This window comes from Leclercia sp. W17 (genome assembly GCF_003336325.1).
GTDB lineage: Bacteria > Pseudomonadota > Gammaproteobacteria > Enterobacterales > Enterobacteriaceae > Enterobacter.
Genome location: NZ_CP031101.1, coordinates 1,616,536 through 1,632,416, shown reverse-complemented (window position 1 = coordinate 1,632,416; position 15,881 = coordinate 1,616,536). Strand labels below are relative to the sequence as shown.

Genomic DNA, 15,881 nt, shown 5'->3' with positions numbered 1-15,881 from the left:
GTCAGTACGCCGCTTTGTTCACAAAGCCCTTGAAGATGGTCAGAAAGACGATCTTGATATCGAACCAGAGGCTCCACTCGCGGATGTACTCGAGGTCGAACTCAATGCGTTTTTCCATTTTCTCCAGGGTGTCAGTTTCGCCGCGCCAGCCGTTGATCTGCGCCCAGCCGGTGATCCCCGGCTTCACCTTGTGGCGCAGCATGTAACCTTCGATAAGCTGACGATACTGCTCGTTATGCGCTACCGCATGCGGGCGTGGGCCGACAATGGACATCCCACCGGTAAACACATTGATAAACTGCGGCAGTTCATCAAGCGAGGTGCGGCGCAGGAAGTTACCCACGCGGGTGACGCGCGGGTCGTTTTGCGTCGCCTGGGTCACCACGTTGTCGTTTTCCATCACCTTCATGGAGCGGAATTTCCACACCATGATCGGCTTACCGTCCATACCGTAGCGGGTCTGGCGGAAGATCACCGGCCCCTTTGAGGTGAGCTTCACCGCCAGCGCAATGGCGCACAGCACCGGGGAGATCAGCAGCAGGATCAGGGATGACAGCACGATGTCCTCCACGCGCTTCAGCACCCGGTTGAGGCCAGAGAGCGGCGTGTCATACAGGGGCACTACCGGCACGCCGTTCACCTCTTCGATACGGGAATGCAGGATGTTAAAGGTGAACACGTCCGGGATGAGGATCACCGAACAGGTGGTGTCTGCCAGCTTACGCATCAGGGTTTTGATGCGGGCCTCGTCGCTCATCGGCATGGCGATATAGACGTTATGAATTTTGCCCGCTTTGGCATCGTCAATCAGTTGAGAATAGTTCCCGGCCCAGTCAGCGGATACGCCGCCAGGCTGCGCGTCGTGATAAACGCCCACCACGTCAAAGCCCAGCCATGGCTCTTTACGAAAACCGTCAAGCAGTGCCAGCCCGGCCGGCAGGCTCCCGGCCACCGCCACCCGGCGGGTGTTGTAACCCCGGTTACGCAGCCAGCCCGCACCAAAACGGATAAGCGAGCGGCAGACTACCATCCCCACGCTGGTTAACAGATACCAGGCGAAATAGGTGGCAAAGCGATTATCAAAGTCATTATTGAAAGCCACCAGCCCGAAGCTGAAGACCAGGCTTAAGGTCCAGTTCTGCAACAGCAGCAGTAGCTCGGTGGCGATCTTGACGCCCCGCCATGAGCGGTAGAAATCGGTCATCCCGCCGATCATCTGGAAGACTACCAGCGCGATCAGCGCCATCAGCAGGTGCATGTAGAGGAACGGCAGCCCGCTGATTTTACACACCATCCACAACCCACCGAACATGATGGTGATATCAGAAAAACGCTGCACCATAGAGATTAACGATGCATTCGTTTTGGCTCGCTCGCGCTTTTTTAGATTTGTCATCGTTGTTCCTGTTTCAGGGCCCCCTCCCCCAGCGAGAGAGGGGGAAAGGTTACTGATTCAACAGCGCCATAATGTCCTGTGTTCGCGCCGCCATCAGCGCCGCATCGGCACGGGATTCCACGTTCAGGCGCACCACCGGCTCGGTGTTGGATGAGCGCAGGTTGAAGCGCCACTGCGGGAATGTCATGCTGATGCCGTCGGTACGGTCGATCTCCAGCGCGTGCAGGGCAAAGTGGTGCTCCACGCGGGCAATCGCCTCGGCAGGTGCCTCCAGCGTGCTGTTGATCTCCCCGCTCGCCGGGAAGGCCGCCATGCGGTCGCGCACCAGTTCCCCCAGCGACTGGCCCTTCAGGCACAGCAGCTCGGTCACCAGCAGCCACGGGATCATCCCGCTGTCGCAGTAGGCAAAATCGCGGAAGTAGTGGTGGGCACTCATCTCGCCGCCATAAATCGCGTCTTCTTCGCGCATCCGCTCTTTGATAAAGGCATGACCGGTTTTGGACATTACCGGCGTGCCGCCTGCCGCGGAGACCACATCCACCGTATTCCAGGAGAGGCGCGGATCATGAATGATGCGTGAGCCGGGATTTTTCTCGAGGAAGGCTTCCGCCAGCAGGCCGACAATGTAGTAGCCCTCGATAAACTGCCCTTTTTCGTCGAACAGGAAGCAGCGGTCGAAGTCGCCGTCAAAGGCGATGCCCATATCGGCACCGTGTTCGATCACCGCGTTGCGGGTATCGTCGCGGCACTCCGGCAGCAGCGGGTTAGGAATACCGTTCGGGAAGGTGCCGTCCGGGGTGTTGTGCACTTTGACGAAAGTAACCGGCACGTTCAGTTCTTTAAAGCGCGCTTCCAGGGCATCCACCACCGGGCCTGCGGCGCCGTTGCCGGAGTTGATGACCAGCTTCAGCGGTTTGAGGTTCGCCACATTGATGTAGCCCAGCAGGTGATCGATGTAGGCATCACGCAGATCGATTTTCTTATAGCTACCGCGCGTTGACTCGTTTACCGGCGGGAAGTCGTTGGCTTCCGCCAGACGCTGTACGTCGCGCAGGCCGGTATCGCCGCTGATCGGGCGCGCACCCTCGCGCACCAGCTTCATGCCGTTGTAGTCCATCGGGTTATGGCTGGCGGTCACTTCGATCCCGCCGTCGACGCCTAAATGGAAGGTGGCAAAATAGATCTCTTCGGTACCGGAAAGGCCGATATCCAGCACATCCACGCCCGCGTCCTGCAACCCTTTTGCCAGCGCCAGCTTTAACGCTTCGCTGGTCAAACGCACGTCGCCGCCCAGCACGATGGTTTTCGGCTTTAAATATTCGCCGTACGCGCGGCCAATGCGCCACGCAATGTCCTCATTCAGCTCTTCACCCAGCTTGCCGCGAATGTCGTAGGCTTTAAAACAAGTTAACTTTTGCATCATTACCCCTTTTTCAGGCAACAGTTGGCCCGACCCGGAGAGGGCCAATTTAATTTTTTATTTCGTCTATTTCGTAGGCCGGGTAAGCGAAGCGCCATCCGGCATTTCAGGCCGCGCTATACGCGCCCGTAACGGTCTTCAAATCGGACGATATCGTCCTCTTCCAGATACGATCCGGAGCGCACTTCAATCAGATCGAGAGGGATTTTCCCTGGGTTTTCCAGGCAGTGCGTCGCCCCCAGCGGGATATAAATCGATTCGTTCTCACCGAGCAGGGTCTCAACATTGTCGATAGTGACTTTGGCGGTACCTGCCACCACTACCCAGTGTTCCGCCCGGTGGTGATGCATCTGCACCGACAGCCCCTCGCCCGGTTTAACGGTGATACGTTTCACCTGATAACGGTCGCCTTCGTCGATGGAGTCATATTTGCCCCATGGACGATAGACTTCGCGGTGAATGTGGTGCTCATGGCGGCCATCGGCCTTGATCTGCTCCACCACTTTTTTGACGTCCTGCACCGCATTGCGATCGGCAATCAGCACCGCGTCTTTGGTCTGTACCACAACCAGATCTTTAACGCCGACGGTGGTCACCAGGCCCGATTCGGCATAGACATAGCTGTTCTCGGTTTTATGGCTGATCACATCCCCGTGATGGACGTTACCTTCCGGCGTGTGGGCGCTGATCTCCCACAGGGATGACCAGGAGCCGACGTCGCTCCAGCCCGCATCCATTGGCACCACCACCGCATCGGCGGTACGTTCCATTACCGCGTAATCCACCGACTCCTCCGGGCAGGCCAGGAACGCGGCTTCGTCCACGCGGATAAAGTCCAGATCCGGGTCGACGGTCGCCATTGCGCGTTCGCAGGCTTCCAGGATGTCCGGGCGATACTTTTGCAGCTCTTCCAGATAGCGTCCGGCGCGGAACAGGAACATACCGCTGTTCCAGTAGTACTCGCCGCTGGCGACGTAGGCCTGAGCGGTTTCCAGATTCGGCTTCTCAACGAACTGCGCGACGTCAAAGGCCAGGCTGTCGCCCTCCCCCGGCGTGACGTTGCCGCGACGGATATAGCCATAGCCGGTCTCCGGCAGGTCCGGCACGATGCCGAAAGTCACCAGCTTGCCGCTTTCGGCATAAGGGATGGCGGCACGCACCGCATCGCGGAACGCCTCTTCCTGCTGGATGACGTGATCCGCTGCCAGCACCAGCATCAGCGGATCGCAATCCGGGCTGCTGCGCTTCGCCGCCAGCGCGGCGAGGGCGATGGCCGGGGCGGTATTGCGTCCGGCCGGTTCAAGAATGATGTTTTCGGTCAGCTTGTTCAGCTGTCGCAGCTGCTCGGCGACGATAAAGCGGTGCTGTTCATTACAGATCACCACCGGGCTTTCGCAATCTACGCCATTAAGGCGGTTTACCGTGGTCTGCAGCATGGTGAGCTCCCCTTTCAGGCAGAGGAACTGTTTTGGATAGAGCACGCGGGAGAGTGGCCATAACCGGCTACCTGAGCCACCCGCCATCACAACCGGGTACAACGTATTCTTATTCATGATTTATCCCCGAATATCTGCAATAAACTGGTTCAGCACGTTCTCTTTCTCGAGCGTGCGTTCGGCATAGTCACGCGCGATCGCGTTCTCTTTGGGCATATTCAGCGCCTGTTCGATCCCGACCACAAGGGCGGGTACCGACTCCGGCTCGACGCACACCGCGATCCCTGGCTGGGTGTCGCACAGCTGGCCCAGCTCGGTATGGGCTTCGGCGGTGATCACCGCATTTCCGCCCACCGCCAGAATGTTGGTCAGCTTGGAGGGCAGAACGGCATCCGCCGCGCCGCGCTTTTGCACGACCAGATGGCAATCGGCCATCTTCAGCAGCGCCGGTAAGGCCTCGTAGGGCTGCAGCGGCAGGAAAGTGATGTTCTGCAGGCCGCGCTCCTGGGCCAACTTTTGCAGCCTCGCTTTGCCACCGCCCTGGCCGACAATCATAAACTGCCAGGGCTGGTCGCGGAGCTTTTCAGCGGCATCAATAACGTTCTCAAGCCCCTGCTTCTCACCGATGTTGCCCGAATAAAGAATGATTTTTTTGGCGTCTGGCAGACCCAGCTGCTCGCGCAGGGCCGCGGCCTCAACAGCAGTCACGTCGCGAAAACGGGCCACTTCCGACCAGTTTGGAAAGAAGATCACCTTTTCCGCTGCTACTCCCTTCTCCTGCGCTTTGTTCATCATCGAGCGGGAGATGGTCGAGACGTAATCGACGTTATGCAGGCTACTGCGCTCGAAGGCGCTGGCCAGTTTCGCCACTTTGCCGCCCTTGCCTTTCCCGGCCATTCCCAGGCCCAGCATGGCGTCCACTTCGTAATCCTGAATGTGCAGCAGGGTGCGGGCGCCTGAGAGCTTGCCCAGCAGGCGCATACCTGGGGTGCAAAACAGGGTCGGCACCACGCCGATAATGCGATCCGGCTTCCAGCGACGTTGCGCCATCAGCGGGAAGAAACTGCTCAGGGCAAAGCTGCCCAGATGAATCAACCGCTTTAAGGTCGAGGGCTGCTTTGGCACGTAAAGCGGACAGCGCCAGACGGTCGCGGCCCCCTCTTCGCGGCGGTAGCGCCAGCTGGAATAGTCCTCGTCCACCTGCCACTCCGGATAATAAGGCGGTGCGGTAATGACCCGCACCTCATGGCCCTGACGGGCCATCCACTCCACCATCTCGCCGGTGTACTTACCGATGCCGGTCAGCTCCGGCGAGTAGTTAATGCCGTATACGAGAATTTTCATAAGCCCGGCACTCCGGCCTGCTTCAGAAAATAGGCCCGGCTGTTGTCATGGACGTTATCGCTTGCCAGCAGCGCGTCGGGCGTCAGCCAGCGATAGTCGTCATGCTGCGCATCAGGCAGATGCAGCTCTGCCTGGTTCACCTTCAGGCGGAAACCGAGCACCACATAGTGGGTGGTGAAATCGGTGCCGGAAAAGTTGTCGTCATAGAAGTGCTGCCAGACCCCGTAGAACTGCCCTGCCGTCATCAGCAGACGGAGCCCCAGCTCCGCCTGCGTCAGACGCGCAAAGGCATTTTCCAGCGTCTCATCTTTCTGCACCCGCCCACCTGGCACGAACCAGTAGCCCTGTGCCGGACGATTGGTGCGCTGTCCGAGCAGGAACTCGCCACGCTCGTTCTCCACAATCAGATCGATGGAGATAAGCGGCGTGGAACGCACTACCGTGGCAAAATCTTCCTGACTTAAAAACATAGTTACCCCCGGGAGCGGTGCTGATTTTCCAGGAACCACTGGTAGGTGCTGGCCAGCCCCTGAGCCAGCGTCACCTCGTGGAACCAGCCCAGCTGGTGCAGACGGGTTACGTCCAGCAGCTTGCGTGGGGTGCCGTCGGGTTTAGTGGCATCGAAGGCCACGCGGCCTTTGTACCCCACCACCTCAGCGATGGTTTCAGCCAGTTCGCGGATGGTGCAGTCCACCCCGGTGCCGACGTTGATGTGCGACAGCATCGGCTCGGTGTTCTCCTGCCACACCTCACGGGCCAGCTCCATCACATGAATGCTGGCAGCAGCCATATCATCCACGTGGAGGAATTCGCGCATCGGCGTGCCGCTGCCCCACACCACCACTTCCGGTGCGTTGCTGACGGTGGCTTCATGGAACCGGCGCAGCAGCGCCGGGATCACATGGGAGTTGCTCGGGTGGAAGTTATCGTTCGGGCCGTACAGGTTGGTCGGCATCACCGAACGATAGTCGCGACCGTACTGGCGGTTGTAGGACTCGCACAGCTTGATCCCGGCAATCTTGGCAATCGCGTAGGGCTCGTTAGTTGCCTCGAGCGTACCCTGCAGCAGCTCGCTCTCGGCAATAGGCTGCTTCGCCATCTTCGGGTAGATACAGGATGAGCCGAGGAACAGCAGCTTGTTCACGTTGTGCAGGTGCGCCGCGTGAATGATGTTGCTCTCGATCATCATGTTCTCGTAGATGAAATCCGCCGGGTAGGTATTGTTGGCGACAATCCCCCCCACTTTCGCCGCCGCTAGATAGACCTGGTCGATGCGCTGTTCAGCAAAGAAAGCCTCGACTGCTTGCGCATCCAGCAGATTAAGCTCGTCGCGGGTGCGCAGCACCAGCTCGACGTTGCCGCGCTGCTCCAGCTGGCGAACAATCGCCGAACCCACCATCCCGCGATGTCCGGCAACAAAAATACGTTGTTTGGTCATTCTCAGGACTCCAGCGCGATGGCAACCTCGTAGCCGTGGGATTTAAGCAAGGAGTGTTTTTTCGCCGCTTCGAGATCTTTTGCCACCATCTCGGAGACCATCTCCTGCAGCGTGGTTTCTGGTTTCCAGCCCAGTTTTTCGTGCGCTTTGGTCGGGTCGCCCAGCAGGGTTTCTACCTCGGCAGGACGGAAGTAGCGCGGGTCAACTTCCACAATCACGTCGCCCGGCTGTACGCCCGGTGCGTCGTGGCCGGTTACGGAGACCACAATCCCTTTCTCGTCCACGCCGGTGCCTTCGAAGCGCAGCTTGATGCCCAGCTGGGCAGCAGCCATCTCAACGAACTGACGCACGGAGTACTGCACGCCGGTGGCGATAACGAAGTCTTCCGGTTTTTCCTGCTGCAGCATCATCCACTGCATTTTTACGTAGTCTTTGGCATGGCCCCAGTCGCGCAGGGAGTCCATGTTGCCGAGGTGCAGCTTCTTCTCCAGACCCTGAGCGATGTTAGCAATCGCGCGGGTGATCTTACGGGTCACGAAGGTCTCGCCACGGCGCGGAGACTCGTGGTTGAACAGGATGCCGTTGCAGGCGTACATGCCGTAGGATTCACGGTAGTTAACGGTGATCCAGTAGGCGTACATTTTTGCCACTGCATACGGGGAGCGCGGGTAGAACGGCGTCGTCTCTTTCTGCGGGATCTCCTGCACCAGGCCGTAGAGCTCGGAGGTGGAGGCCTGATAGAAACGGGTCTTCTTCTCAAGACCGAGGAAACGAATCGCTTCCAGCAGACGCAAGGTGCCGATGGCATCCACGTCAGCGGTATATTCCGGGGATTCGAAGGAGACGGCCACGTGGCTCATCGCGCCCAGGTTATAGACTTCATCCGGCTGGACTTCCTGCAAAATACGGGTCAGGTTGGAGGTATCGGTCAGATCGCCGTAGTGCAGATGGAATTTCGGGTTCGCCGCGTGTGGATCCTGATAGATATGATCCACGCGCTCGGTGTTAAAAGAGGAGGCACGACGTTTGATTCCGTGCACTTCGTAGCCTTTTTCCAGCAGGAGTTCCGCCAGATAAGAACCATCCTGTCCGGTTACGCCGGTGATGAGAGCGACTTTAGACATGTTTATTTTCTCCAGACTTATCAGAAGTTATTCAGTTTCAACGCGTTCGCGTATCACCACTGCGGGATTGCCACGGCAAAGCCTGTTTGCCGGTAGCGACTTAAAAACACTGCTGCGCGCACCAATAACGGTGCCATTGCCAATGGAGACGCCGGGGGCGACAAATACGTCGGTCGCCAGCCAGCATTTCTCGCCAATGGTGATTGGCTGCGCATTAATATCAAAATGTTGACTCATATAATCGTGGCTGCCGGTACAGAGGTAGCATTTCTGAGATACCACTGCATTCGCGCCAATCGAAATTTCACCCAGCGTATATAACACCGCGTCGTCACCAACCCAGGCGTTATCCCCAAGGGTTAATTTCCATGGGTAAGTAATTTTTACCGACGGGCGAATCACTACGTTTTTTCCGATTTTTGCACCGAAGCTGCGTAATAAAAATGCGCGCCAGCGATACATAATTTGTGGGGACCAGGCAAATAATGTCGCCTGTACCGCCCACCATAACTGCACTTTAATCCCCCCTGCGCCACGAGATCCTTTTGGCACAGAGAAGCCGCTTAATTCCTGCATACTTTTTCCTTATATTCAGACTTTGTTATATAAGGCTTTGGTTTTACCCGTGGTTTTAAGACGTAATAAATAAGATAATTCCGCCCATACGCCCGGTACGCGTAATATGTCGCGTTGCACCTTGCGGGCATCCTGGCATAATTCCAGATTATTCGACGTTGACACGCCGCCCATCGAAAATTCAGAAACCAGACCTGGCAGACGTTTAAAAGGATATCCGGCTTTATACAGCCGAGCGGCCAGAGCGTAATCCGACGAAACGCGGTACTGCAGATCGTACGGGTACGTTTTTAACCCGCTCAGCGGAAAGAAAATCGCCTGATGGCTGGCCGGCAGGCTGTGGTAAATATACCAGCCCGGTTTCGCCGTACGGCGCACTTTATTTCCATCACCGAAATCAAGTAACGCATCGCCCATATACATAGCGTTATCCTGGACTCGAACGAGTTGACGGACAAACTGCGCTACGTCGTTATGAAAAATATCGCCGGAATTAAGGAAGATGGCATAGCGCCCCTGCGCCATATCGATACCTTTATTCATGGCATCGTAGATACCGCGATCTTTCTCGCTGATGTAGCGTAAGTTATACTCACCATTCAGTTTTTCGAGGAATTCTGCGGTGCCGTCGTTCGAACCACCATCCACCACAATCCATTCAAAGTTGAGGCTGGGATCGCCTGCCAGATTGCGCAGCGACCGCCAGGTTTTTACCACGCCCTCGTAGTTACGAAAGGCGACAGTAATAACGCTTAGTAACATGAACCACCTCGTTATGAATGCGTAATATTAAGCGCTTTGCGCAAAATAAACGGGCATACAATCAAAAATGCATACTCTGGGCTAAATATTGACCCGGTAAAAAACAGCGATACTGGCGTAAAGAGATAAAGCTGTACGCGAAAATTCTGATTATCACCAAAGGCGCTGATCATCATTTTGAAAACTTTAAACAGATACCACGCCGTTAATAATACTGCGAACCATGAAAAATAAATAATCAGCAGATACAAGCCATTGTCTATTGTTTTTCCGACGTCCGCACCGTTAAAGATTCCGAATGATGCGACATATTCATAAAGTGAGCCAAATCTGACTACACCGTCAATATGGGTTAAAGAGTACCCCACCATCACCAGCGGACCGATAATACGGTAATAAGAGGATGACCCTTCGGTGCCCAAATCACCCAGACGTTCGGAAATATACGGGAAGGCAAATACCACCCCGACTAAAAAGACGGACAATGAAATGATCGCTAAAGGTAACTTTTTCTTGATCGCCTCTTTATTCAGATACTGGAACGCCCACTCCAGAAGGTAAAACAGAATAAATGTCATCACCCCGGAGAACGATCCTGACAGAACAATTCCTGCAAGAATCATAGCATCGCTCTTGGGCGTTTTGATACCAAACTGTTTGATGCTGAGCCAAATTGAGATTAACGCCAGAGCGAAGAATGCCGGTTCAAAATAGAGCGCTGTGGTACGCTTGCCGCCAAATTTAATGAAATTCAGTACATAGCTATTACTGTAAATAAGATATTTCGAAATTATTTCCATCAGGCTACTGCCGCCGGTCAGAATAATTTGCGCCATCTCCAGTGCGGCGAGGGTGACAATGATTCCAATGACCAGATAAAAGAACCTGAGGATCTTCCGATAATTGTGCGGCGAGACCGTTTTAAAGCGAATACTCCACACCATGCCAATAATGATGACGATATAGACAAACAGCATGGTGGAGGTGACGTATTTACTGGCATCCAGCGACTGACCAAAAATGTAGTTGAAGGCCGTCAGCCCCGCCCCCAGCCCCAGCGCTATCATCAGCTTTTTCACGCTGATTTTGTCGACAAACAGCAACAGCAGTAGCGGTAAAAAGGTCACGATGGTAATGGGGAAGCTCTCTCCCAGCTGGGCAATTTTGACGTTGACCAGCAGGTAGATGAGCGGCAGCAGCAGATAGCTACAGATTCTGATAGAACGAGACATACTCCTCCAGCATCTGTTGTCCACTGTAGGCCTGGCGGCTGCGGGTGCGGAATGCCTCAAGGCTGGTACCAAATACCGCCTGGGCGATATCCGCTTTCGCCAGCTGCACCAGAGGCAGCACTTCCTCTTCGCTGAAGGTTTTGCCCCCCGATTTTTCCAGCACTTCCCGCGCGGCGTCGCTGTGGGTGGCGATCACTGGCACCCCGATGGAGAGCGCTTCGCACAGGATCAGCGGGTAGTTATCCACCCGGGAGCTGAACACCAGCGCATCCATCCCGTTCAGGGCGCTCATAAGTTTGCGTTTGTCGGTTTCGAAGCCGTGATTCACCACGTTCGGCCCTTCAAACGGCGAGAATTTGCCGAAGGTGTGCAGCTCGATCTTGTCGCCGAGCGCCATCATGTTGCGCACCAGCTGCTGGTTGGTTTTGCCGTCGTAGCGCAGATCGTGCGCGACCACGGCAATTTTCGGCTTGCCGGCGGTAACGGCGACCGGGGTCAACTCTGCCAGAATGGCCTCTGTCGCCACGTCGATACCGTTATTGATGATCCGGCAGCGCCCTGCCCCGTACAGGCTGTTAAAGGCATCGGCCACATGCTGGCTGGGAGAGATGAACTGACAGCCGAGCGCCAGCATGTCACGGAACAGCTGACGCTTGCCATCCACCAGCTTATGGGCGCGATCCACCTTCACCGGCGGATAGTTGCTGAGCGTCGGGCATTTCTGGCAGTTTGTTTTCCACCCTTCGCAGCCGTCGGTAAAGGCGCAGCGGCCAGTAACGCTCCAGTGATCGTGCAGGGTCCAGACGAACGTGGTGTCGGGTTTGTGCGCCTGCACCTTCTGGCAAAACGCCACGACCTCTTCCAGTTTCAGCCAATAGCTGTGCAGGACGTGAAAATGGAGCACTACCGGGCCCGGCGTGCGGGTCACGGTGCGATACAGGCTGTTGAGGTTGCCGAACAGATCGCGGTTAAACAGACGGAACAGGGCAATATTGGCCACTGAGGTCAGGCGCGGGGTGTGTTTCACCACCTGTGGATAGCGATCGTGGCTGACGCTTTTCTTACCGCCCTTGCCGTAGCCGTAGATAAAGCGCGACTGAAGTCCTTTTTGCATCGCGCGCTGGTGCAGATCCAGCGCCACCCCTGCCGCCCCGCCTTCGGCGAGACGAACGTTAAATTGCAGAATGTTCATTTGATCACCTTCACGCGGGCCTTCTCGCCCACCACCAGCGCGTTGTCGGGGATGCTGTCCAGCACTACGCTTCCCGCCCCCACGGTGACGTTATTACCGACGGTGATATCACCGATCATCACCACGTTGGCGCCCAGCTCAACGTTATTGCCGATGACCGGACAGGCCAGGCTGTCCGGGCCGCGGTTACCGAGGGTCACCCCATGGCGGATGGTAAAATCATCCCCGGCGACCACGAATTTATTGATCACCACGGCATAGCCGTGGTGAATGGTGAAGCGGCGGCCGATGGTGGCCGCAGCCTGGATCTCGTAGCCGAAGATGCACTCGGTGATGAGGCGGTAAAGCACCAGAACCGGCGCCGCCCACAGATTGTTGAGGACGTTTTTTTTGCGCCACACCGAGCAAAAATGAGCCACCCGATAAGCCAGCACCATGCAGCAGGGGCGCAGGCTCCAGCTGTTTGCGCGACAATCTTCCAGCACCATTATTTCCCCCGCAGTCCGTCGGCCAGACGCTTACCGTTACGGACCGAAATCAGCGTCAACAGGGTGCGCCAGTTCATCCGCTTATTGCGGATCTGATACAGCGTAAAGAGCTGATACTTCCGGCTGGCGCGGTCGAACTTGTCCCGGTGCTTGCGGTAGAAGTGGAAGTAGCCGGAGAATTTTTTCGGCGACGAGGTGATCTGCATTTCACCATGATTGATGTGCAGGATCTGGGTGGCTTCTTCTACCTTCCACGGCTCGCCATACTCCACCACCATCCGCAGGAAGATGTCGTAATCCTGGGCGGCGGCAAGCGACGTATCGAACAGGCACTCCTTAAAGCGCCACGCCCAGGTAAAGACCTGATTGCCGATGATGTTGCGCTTGTAGAACAGCTGGCGGGAGTACGGCGATTTTGGGTACAACGGCAGGCTGGCGGGCTGAGAGTAGACCTCCCCCTCACAAACGTAGTCGTTGGCGTACAAAAAGGCGTGGGTCACCAGGTGGTGCTGATGCGCCAGGAAGGTCGACAGCCGGTTTGGCGTCCACTCGTCGTCATCGTCAATACCGGTCAGATACTGACCGGAGGCCTGCAGAATAGCCTGATTGCGGACCGCGCAGGCGCCGGAGTTAATAGGGTTATGGGTGTAGATCACCCGCGGGTCGTCCAGGTCAGCGACAAACTTCTGGAGCTGCTCGTACGAGGAGGAGCAGTCATCAACGATGATCAATTCCCAGTGGTCATAATCCTGGCGCAATACCGATTTTATCGCACGGATCGCCAGCTGCTGACGGTTCCATGTCGGCATATAAATGGAAATCAAAGGACGTGGTGTCATGGTGTTCCCCGAATGGCTCATTACTTGCTGTCCGACTTATATTCGTACTCGTAATACCCGTAATCCTGATACCCGGTGGCGCGGCGGAAGATGGAGTTGAGGATCACCCCTTTCACCGGAATGCCGTTCTGCTCGAAGCGGCTGAGGCTGGTTTCCACCTCTTTCAGGGTATTCACCGCGTAGCGCGCTACCATCAGCGTGGTGCCCGCATGGCGACCAACAATTGCCGCATCCGTTACTGCGAGGATTGGCGGGGTGTCGATCAGCACCAGGTCATAGTTTTCACTCGCCCACTTCACCAGCTGGGTAAAGCGTTCGCTCATCAGCAGTTCCGACGGGTTCGGCGGCACCTGTCCGCGCGTGACCAGGTCAAAGTTAGGGATGGAGGTCGGCTTCGCGCACTGGCTGATATCGCCCTTGCCCAGCAGAATGTCCGACAGACCGTTAACGTTGTTTGTGCCGAGCAGCTCGTGGGTGTAGCCCTTACGCATATCGCAGTCGATCAGCAGCACGCGCTTGTTGGTCTGGCTGACTACCGCCGCCAGGTTGGCGCAGACAAAGGTTTTACCGATAGACGGGCTGACCCCGGTAAGCATCAGTACGTTGTTGCTGGCCTGCATCATGGCGAAGTGCAAACTGGTGCGCAGGCTGCGGATAGCTTCGATAGCCAGATCCGTCGGGTTACCGACTGCCAGCAGCTGGCTCTGTTTGTAGCGTTTGACGCCATTGGTGGTTTTGACGCTGTCGCGCGACTTCTGCCACTCCGACAGCGGGATGCTGGCGTAGACGTTGATGCCGTGCTCCTCCAGCACCTGCGGGCTTTCGATCCCACGGTTAAACAGGGAGCGCAGCAGCACGCCGACGATGGAGAGCATCAGGCCGAGAATAATGCTGCCGAGAATAATCAGCGCCTTCTTCGGCTTCAGCACGCCCGGCTGGGTGATGGCCGGGTCGACAATCCGCACATCGCCAACGGTGCTCGCCTCGGTGATCTTCAGCTCCTGCTGTTTGTTCAGCAGCTGCATATAGACCTGCTGGCCAGACTCCACGTCGCGGGTCAGACGCAGGATCTCCTGCTGAGTCTTTGGCATCGCGGTGACGCGGTTATTGAGCTTGGCTTTTTCCTCTTCCAGCGTCTGGCGTTTTTCCAGCAGCGTGCGGTAGGCCGGATGGCGTTTGGTGTAGAGTTTGGAAATTTCCGCCTCTTTAAAGGTCAGCTCGTTGAGCTGGGCGTCGATATTGACCATCGAATCCAGCACCGACTTCGCTTCGAGCGGCAGGTCGACGGAGTCTTTATCCTGACGGAAAGCGTTGAGCTTGTTCTCGGCCTGATCCAGATGGGCGCGCACTTCCGGGAGCTGTTTCGCGAGGAAGTCGAGGCTTTTTGACGCCTCTTCCGACTTACGCTTCACGTTCTGCGCCTGGTAGTTGCGGGTAATGCTGTTGAGAATGTCGCGGATCTTGTCCTTATCCTCGCCGGTAAAGGTCAGTCTCAGCACCCCGGTATCCTTTCCGGTTTCGGTGACCGACAGGTTGCCCTGCAGGTTATTGATCATCCCGAGCATTGAGAATTTGCTGACGGTGAACTCGCTGCCGCTCTGGGCATGAATGTCGCTGACCATCATGCTGACGCCATCTTTATTCAGCATCTCCCCCACCTTGCCGCGGGCGCTAAACCCGGCGTCACTGGTGAGCTGATACTGGTCTTTCCCCAGTACCTCAAGGGTAAACTCCTGGCTGGCGCCGCCGGCAGGAAGCTGGAAGGTGGTCACTTTAACCGTATCATTCTGACGGCCCATTAACCGGTCCCAGCCCGCACCAAACACCGGGAAGGTGTTTTTAGTGACGCCGATATCGAGGTCCAGATCGTCCACGGTTTTTCCCAGCACAAGGCGGGACTGGATCAACTCAATTTCCGCCTGCGAGGCGGGCGGCTTATTTGCCAGCGCCGATCCAATGTCCTGCACCAGGGAATTGCCGGTGTTTTGCTCTATTTGTACCAGCGCGTCGGCGCTGTAAATCGGGGTGGCAAAAAAGGTGTAAATCACCGCCGCAACGGCAAAGAGCGCGGTGATGCCAATCACCCACCAGCGCGCCTCGACCACGGTCCCGATCAGACGACCAATATCAATTTCATCACTGCCCGCGCTCGGGGCGGCAGAAGGTTTTACGTTTGCTGTCATTATTATCCCTGCTGAACGTTCAGTGCCTCTGCCCACTGGCGGGCAGACTGGTCGAGTAAGGTGTAAACCGCCTCAAACGCTTCATGGCTTTTGCGGTACGGATCGGGGATCTCACGCTCGTTGTCCCAGTGACCAAACAGCATCACTTTGCCGCGCATCTCCGGTGCGATATCGCACAGGGCATGAATGTGGCGTTTTTCCATCGCGAGGATCAGGTCGTAGTCACGGCAGAGGCTGGCCGTCACCTGACGGGCGCAATGCCCGTCGAGTGAAAGCTGATGCTCCGCCGCAACCTGACTTGCACGCTCATCGGCCCCTTTGCCCACCAGCGCACCCAACCCGGCTGACGCCACGGTGAGCTGCGGTTGGTACTGCTTAAGTAGCCGCTCAGCGGTAGGGGAACGGCAGATATTCCCCACACAAACCACCAGAATTTTGTTAAACATCGTTA

Annotated in this window: 15 protein-coding genes; all 15 read right to left on the bottom strand. The window is 56.6% G+C overall.

The features are described from left to right. Position 1: 1 nt before the first annotated feature. Entirely contained in the window at positions 2 to 1,396 is a 1,395-nt protein-coding gene (wcaJ, locus tag DVA44_RS07895) for an undecaprenyl-phosphate glucose phosphotransferase (protein ID WP_114386144.1), read from the bottom strand. Between the two features lie 49 nt (positions 1,397 to 1,445). Continuing rightward, positions 1,446 to 2,816, bottom strand: a complete 1,371-nt coding sequence (gene cpsG, locus DVA44_RS07890; RefSeq protein WP_114386142.1) for a colanic acid biosynthesis phosphomannomutase CpsG — start codon at positions 2,814 to 2,816, stop codon at positions 1,446 to 1,448. 116 nt (positions 2,817 to 2,932) lie between these two features. Further along, on the bottom strand, positions 2,933 to 4,369 hold the full coding sequence (gene cpsB / locus DVA44_RS07885; RefSeq protein WP_103180216.1) for a mannose-1-phosphate guanyltransferase: 1,437 nt from the start codon (positions 4,367 to 4,369) through the stop codon (positions 2,933 to 2,935). A 3-nt stretch (positions 4,370 to 4,372) separates the two neighbouring features. Beyond that, the gene (wcaI, locus tag DVA44_RS07880; RefSeq protein ID WP_114386140.1) at positions 4,373 to 5,596 is read right to left on the bottom strand and encodes a colanic acid biosynthesis fucosyltransferase WcaI; all 1,224 of its coding nucleotides are present in this window, start codon (positions 5,594 to 5,596) and stop codon (positions 4,373 to 4,375) included. Then, positions 5,593 to 6,066, bottom strand: coding sequence for a GDP-mannose mannosyl hydrolase (locus DVA44_RS07875; RefSeq protein WP_114386138.1), 474 nt, complete (start codon positions 6,064 to 6,066; stop codon positions 5,593 to 5,595). Before DVA44_RS07875 ends, wcaI begins: the two co-directional genes overlap by 4 nt. A gap of 2 nt (positions 6,067 to 6,068) precedes the next feature. Next, on the bottom strand, positions 6,069 to 7,034 hold the full coding sequence (locus DVA44_RS07870) for a GDP-L-fucose synthase (protein WP_114386136.1): 966 nt from the start codon (positions 7,032 to 7,034) through the stop codon (positions 6,069 to 6,071). Between the two features lie 2 nt (positions 7,035 to 7,036). Continuing rightward, entirely contained in the window at positions 7,037 to 8,158 is a 1,122-nt protein-coding gene (gene gmd, locus DVA44_RS07865; protein ID WP_103180220.1) for a GDP-mannose 4,6-dehydratase, read from the bottom strand. Positions 8,159 to 8,185: 27 nt separating this feature from the next. Further along, positions 8,186 to 8,734: a colanic acid biosynthesis acetyltransferase WcaF gene (gene wcaF, locus DVA44_RS07860; RefSeq protein ID WP_114386134.1), complete on the bottom strand. Its 549-nt coding sequence runs from the start codon at positions 8,732 to 8,734 to the stop codon at positions 8,186 to 8,188. Between the two features lie 15 nt (positions 8,735 to 8,749). Then, the gene (gene wcaE / locus DVA44_RS07855) at positions 8,750 to 9,496 is read right to left on the bottom strand and encodes a colanic acid biosynthesis glycosyltransferase WcaE (protein WP_114386133.1); all 747 of its coding nucleotides are present in this window, start codon (positions 9,494 to 9,496) and stop codon (positions 8,750 to 8,752) included. 11 nt (positions 9,497 to 9,507) lie between these two features. After that, the gene (gene wcaD, locus DVA44_RS07850) at positions 9,508 to 10,728 is read right to left on the bottom strand and encodes a colanic acid polymerase WcaD (protein WP_114314505.1); all 1,221 of its coding nucleotides are present in this window, start codon (positions 10,726 to 10,728) and stop codon (positions 9,508 to 9,510) included. After that, complete coding sequence (gene wcaC, locus DVA44_RS07845) at positions 10,703 to 11,920, bottom strand: colanic acid biosynthesis glycosyltransferase WcaC (RefSeq protein ID WP_114386132.1); 1,218 nt, start codon at positions 11,918 to 11,920, stop codon at positions 10,703 to 10,705. The genes wcaD and wcaC overlap by 26 nt, the downstream gene beginning before the upstream one ends. Then, a complete protein-coding gene (gene wcaB / locus DVA44_RS07840) occupies positions 11,917 to 12,405 on the bottom strand; it encodes a colanic acid biosynthesis acetyltransferase WcaB (RefSeq protein WP_103181109.1) in 489 nt (162 codons plus the stop codon). Before wcaB ends, wcaC begins: the two co-directional genes overlap by 4 nt. A gap of 2 nt (positions 12,406 to 12,407) precedes the next feature. Beyond that, positions 12,408 to 13,247: a colanic acid biosynthesis glycosyltransferase WcaA gene (gene wcaA, locus DVA44_RS07835; RefSeq protein WP_103825101.1), complete on the bottom strand. Its 840-nt coding sequence runs from the start codon at positions 13,245 to 13,247 to the stop codon at positions 12,408 to 12,410. Positions 13,248 to 13,267: 20 nt separating this feature from the next. Continuing rightward, positions 13,268 to 15,430 (bottom strand): tyrosine-protein kinase Wzc, encoded by a 2,163-nt coding sequence (gene wzc / locus DVA44_RS07830; protein ID WP_114386131.1) that lies wholly within the window; start codon positions 15,428 to 15,430, stop codon positions 13,268 to 13,270. A gap of 2 nt (positions 15,431 to 15,432) precedes the next feature. Continuing rightward, on the bottom strand, positions 15,433 to 15,876 hold the full coding sequence (gene wzb / locus DVA44_RS07825; protein ID WP_103180226.1) for a low molecular weight protein-tyrosine-phosphatase Wzb: 444 nt from the start codon (positions 15,874 to 15,876) through the stop codon (positions 15,433 to 15,435). Between the last annotated feature and the right edge of the window lie 5 nt (positions 15,877 to 15,881).

Bases quoted from the DNA above. Each gene is read 5' to 3' on its own strand.
- wcaJ (WP_114386144.1), bottom strand. From the start codon at position 1,396: ATGACAAATCTAAAAAAGCGCGAGCGAGCCAAAACGAATGCATCGTTA.
- cpsG (WP_114386142.1), bottom strand. From the start codon at position 2,816: ATGCAAAAGTTAACTTGTTTTAAAGCCTACGACATTCGCGGCAAGCTG.
- cpsB (WP_103180216.1), bottom strand. From the start codon at position 4,369: ATGAATAAGAATACGTTGTACCCGGTTGTGATGGCGGGTGGCTCAGGT.
- wcaI (WP_114386140.1), bottom strand. From the start codon at position 5,596: ATGAAAATTCTCGTATACGGCATTAACTACTCGCCGGAGCTGACCGGC.
- DVA44_RS07875 (WP_114386138.1), bottom strand. From the start codon at position 6,066: ATGTTTTTAAGTCAGGAAGATTTTGCCACGGTAGTGCGTTCCACGCCG.
- DVA44_RS07870 (WP_114386136.1), bottom strand. From the start codon at position 7,034: ATGACCAAACAACGTATTTTTGTTGCCGGACATCGCGGGATGGTGGGT.
- gmd (WP_103180220.1), bottom strand. From the start codon at position 8,158: ATGTCTAAAGTCGCTCTCATCACCGGCGTAACCGGACAGGATGGTTCT.
- wcaF (WP_114386134.1), bottom strand. From the start codon at position 8,734: ATGCAGGAATTAAGCGGCTTCTCTGTGCCAAAAGGATCTCGTGGCGCA.
- wcaE (WP_114386133.1), bottom strand. From the start codon at position 9,496: ATGTTACTAAGCGTTATTACTGTCGCCTTTCGTAACTACGAGGGCGTG.
- wcaD (WP_114314505.1), bottom strand. From the start codon at position 10,728: ATGTCTCGTTCTATCAGAATCTGTAGCTATCTGCTGCTGCCGCTCATC.
- wcaC (WP_114386132.1), bottom strand. From the start codon at position 11,920: ATGAACATTCTGCAATTTAACGTTCGTCTCGCCGAAGGCGGGGCGGCA.
- wcaA (WP_103825101.1), bottom strand. From the start codon at position 13,247: ATGACACCACGTCCTTTGATTTCCATTTATATGCCGACATGGAACCGT.
- wzc (WP_114386131.1), bottom strand. From the start codon at position 15,430: ATGACAGCAAACGTAAAACCTTCTGCCGCCCCGAGCGCGGGCAGTGAT.
- wzb (WP_103180226.1), bottom strand. From the start codon at position 15,876: ATGTTTAACAAAATTCTGGTGGTTTGTGTGGGGAATATCTGCCGTTCC.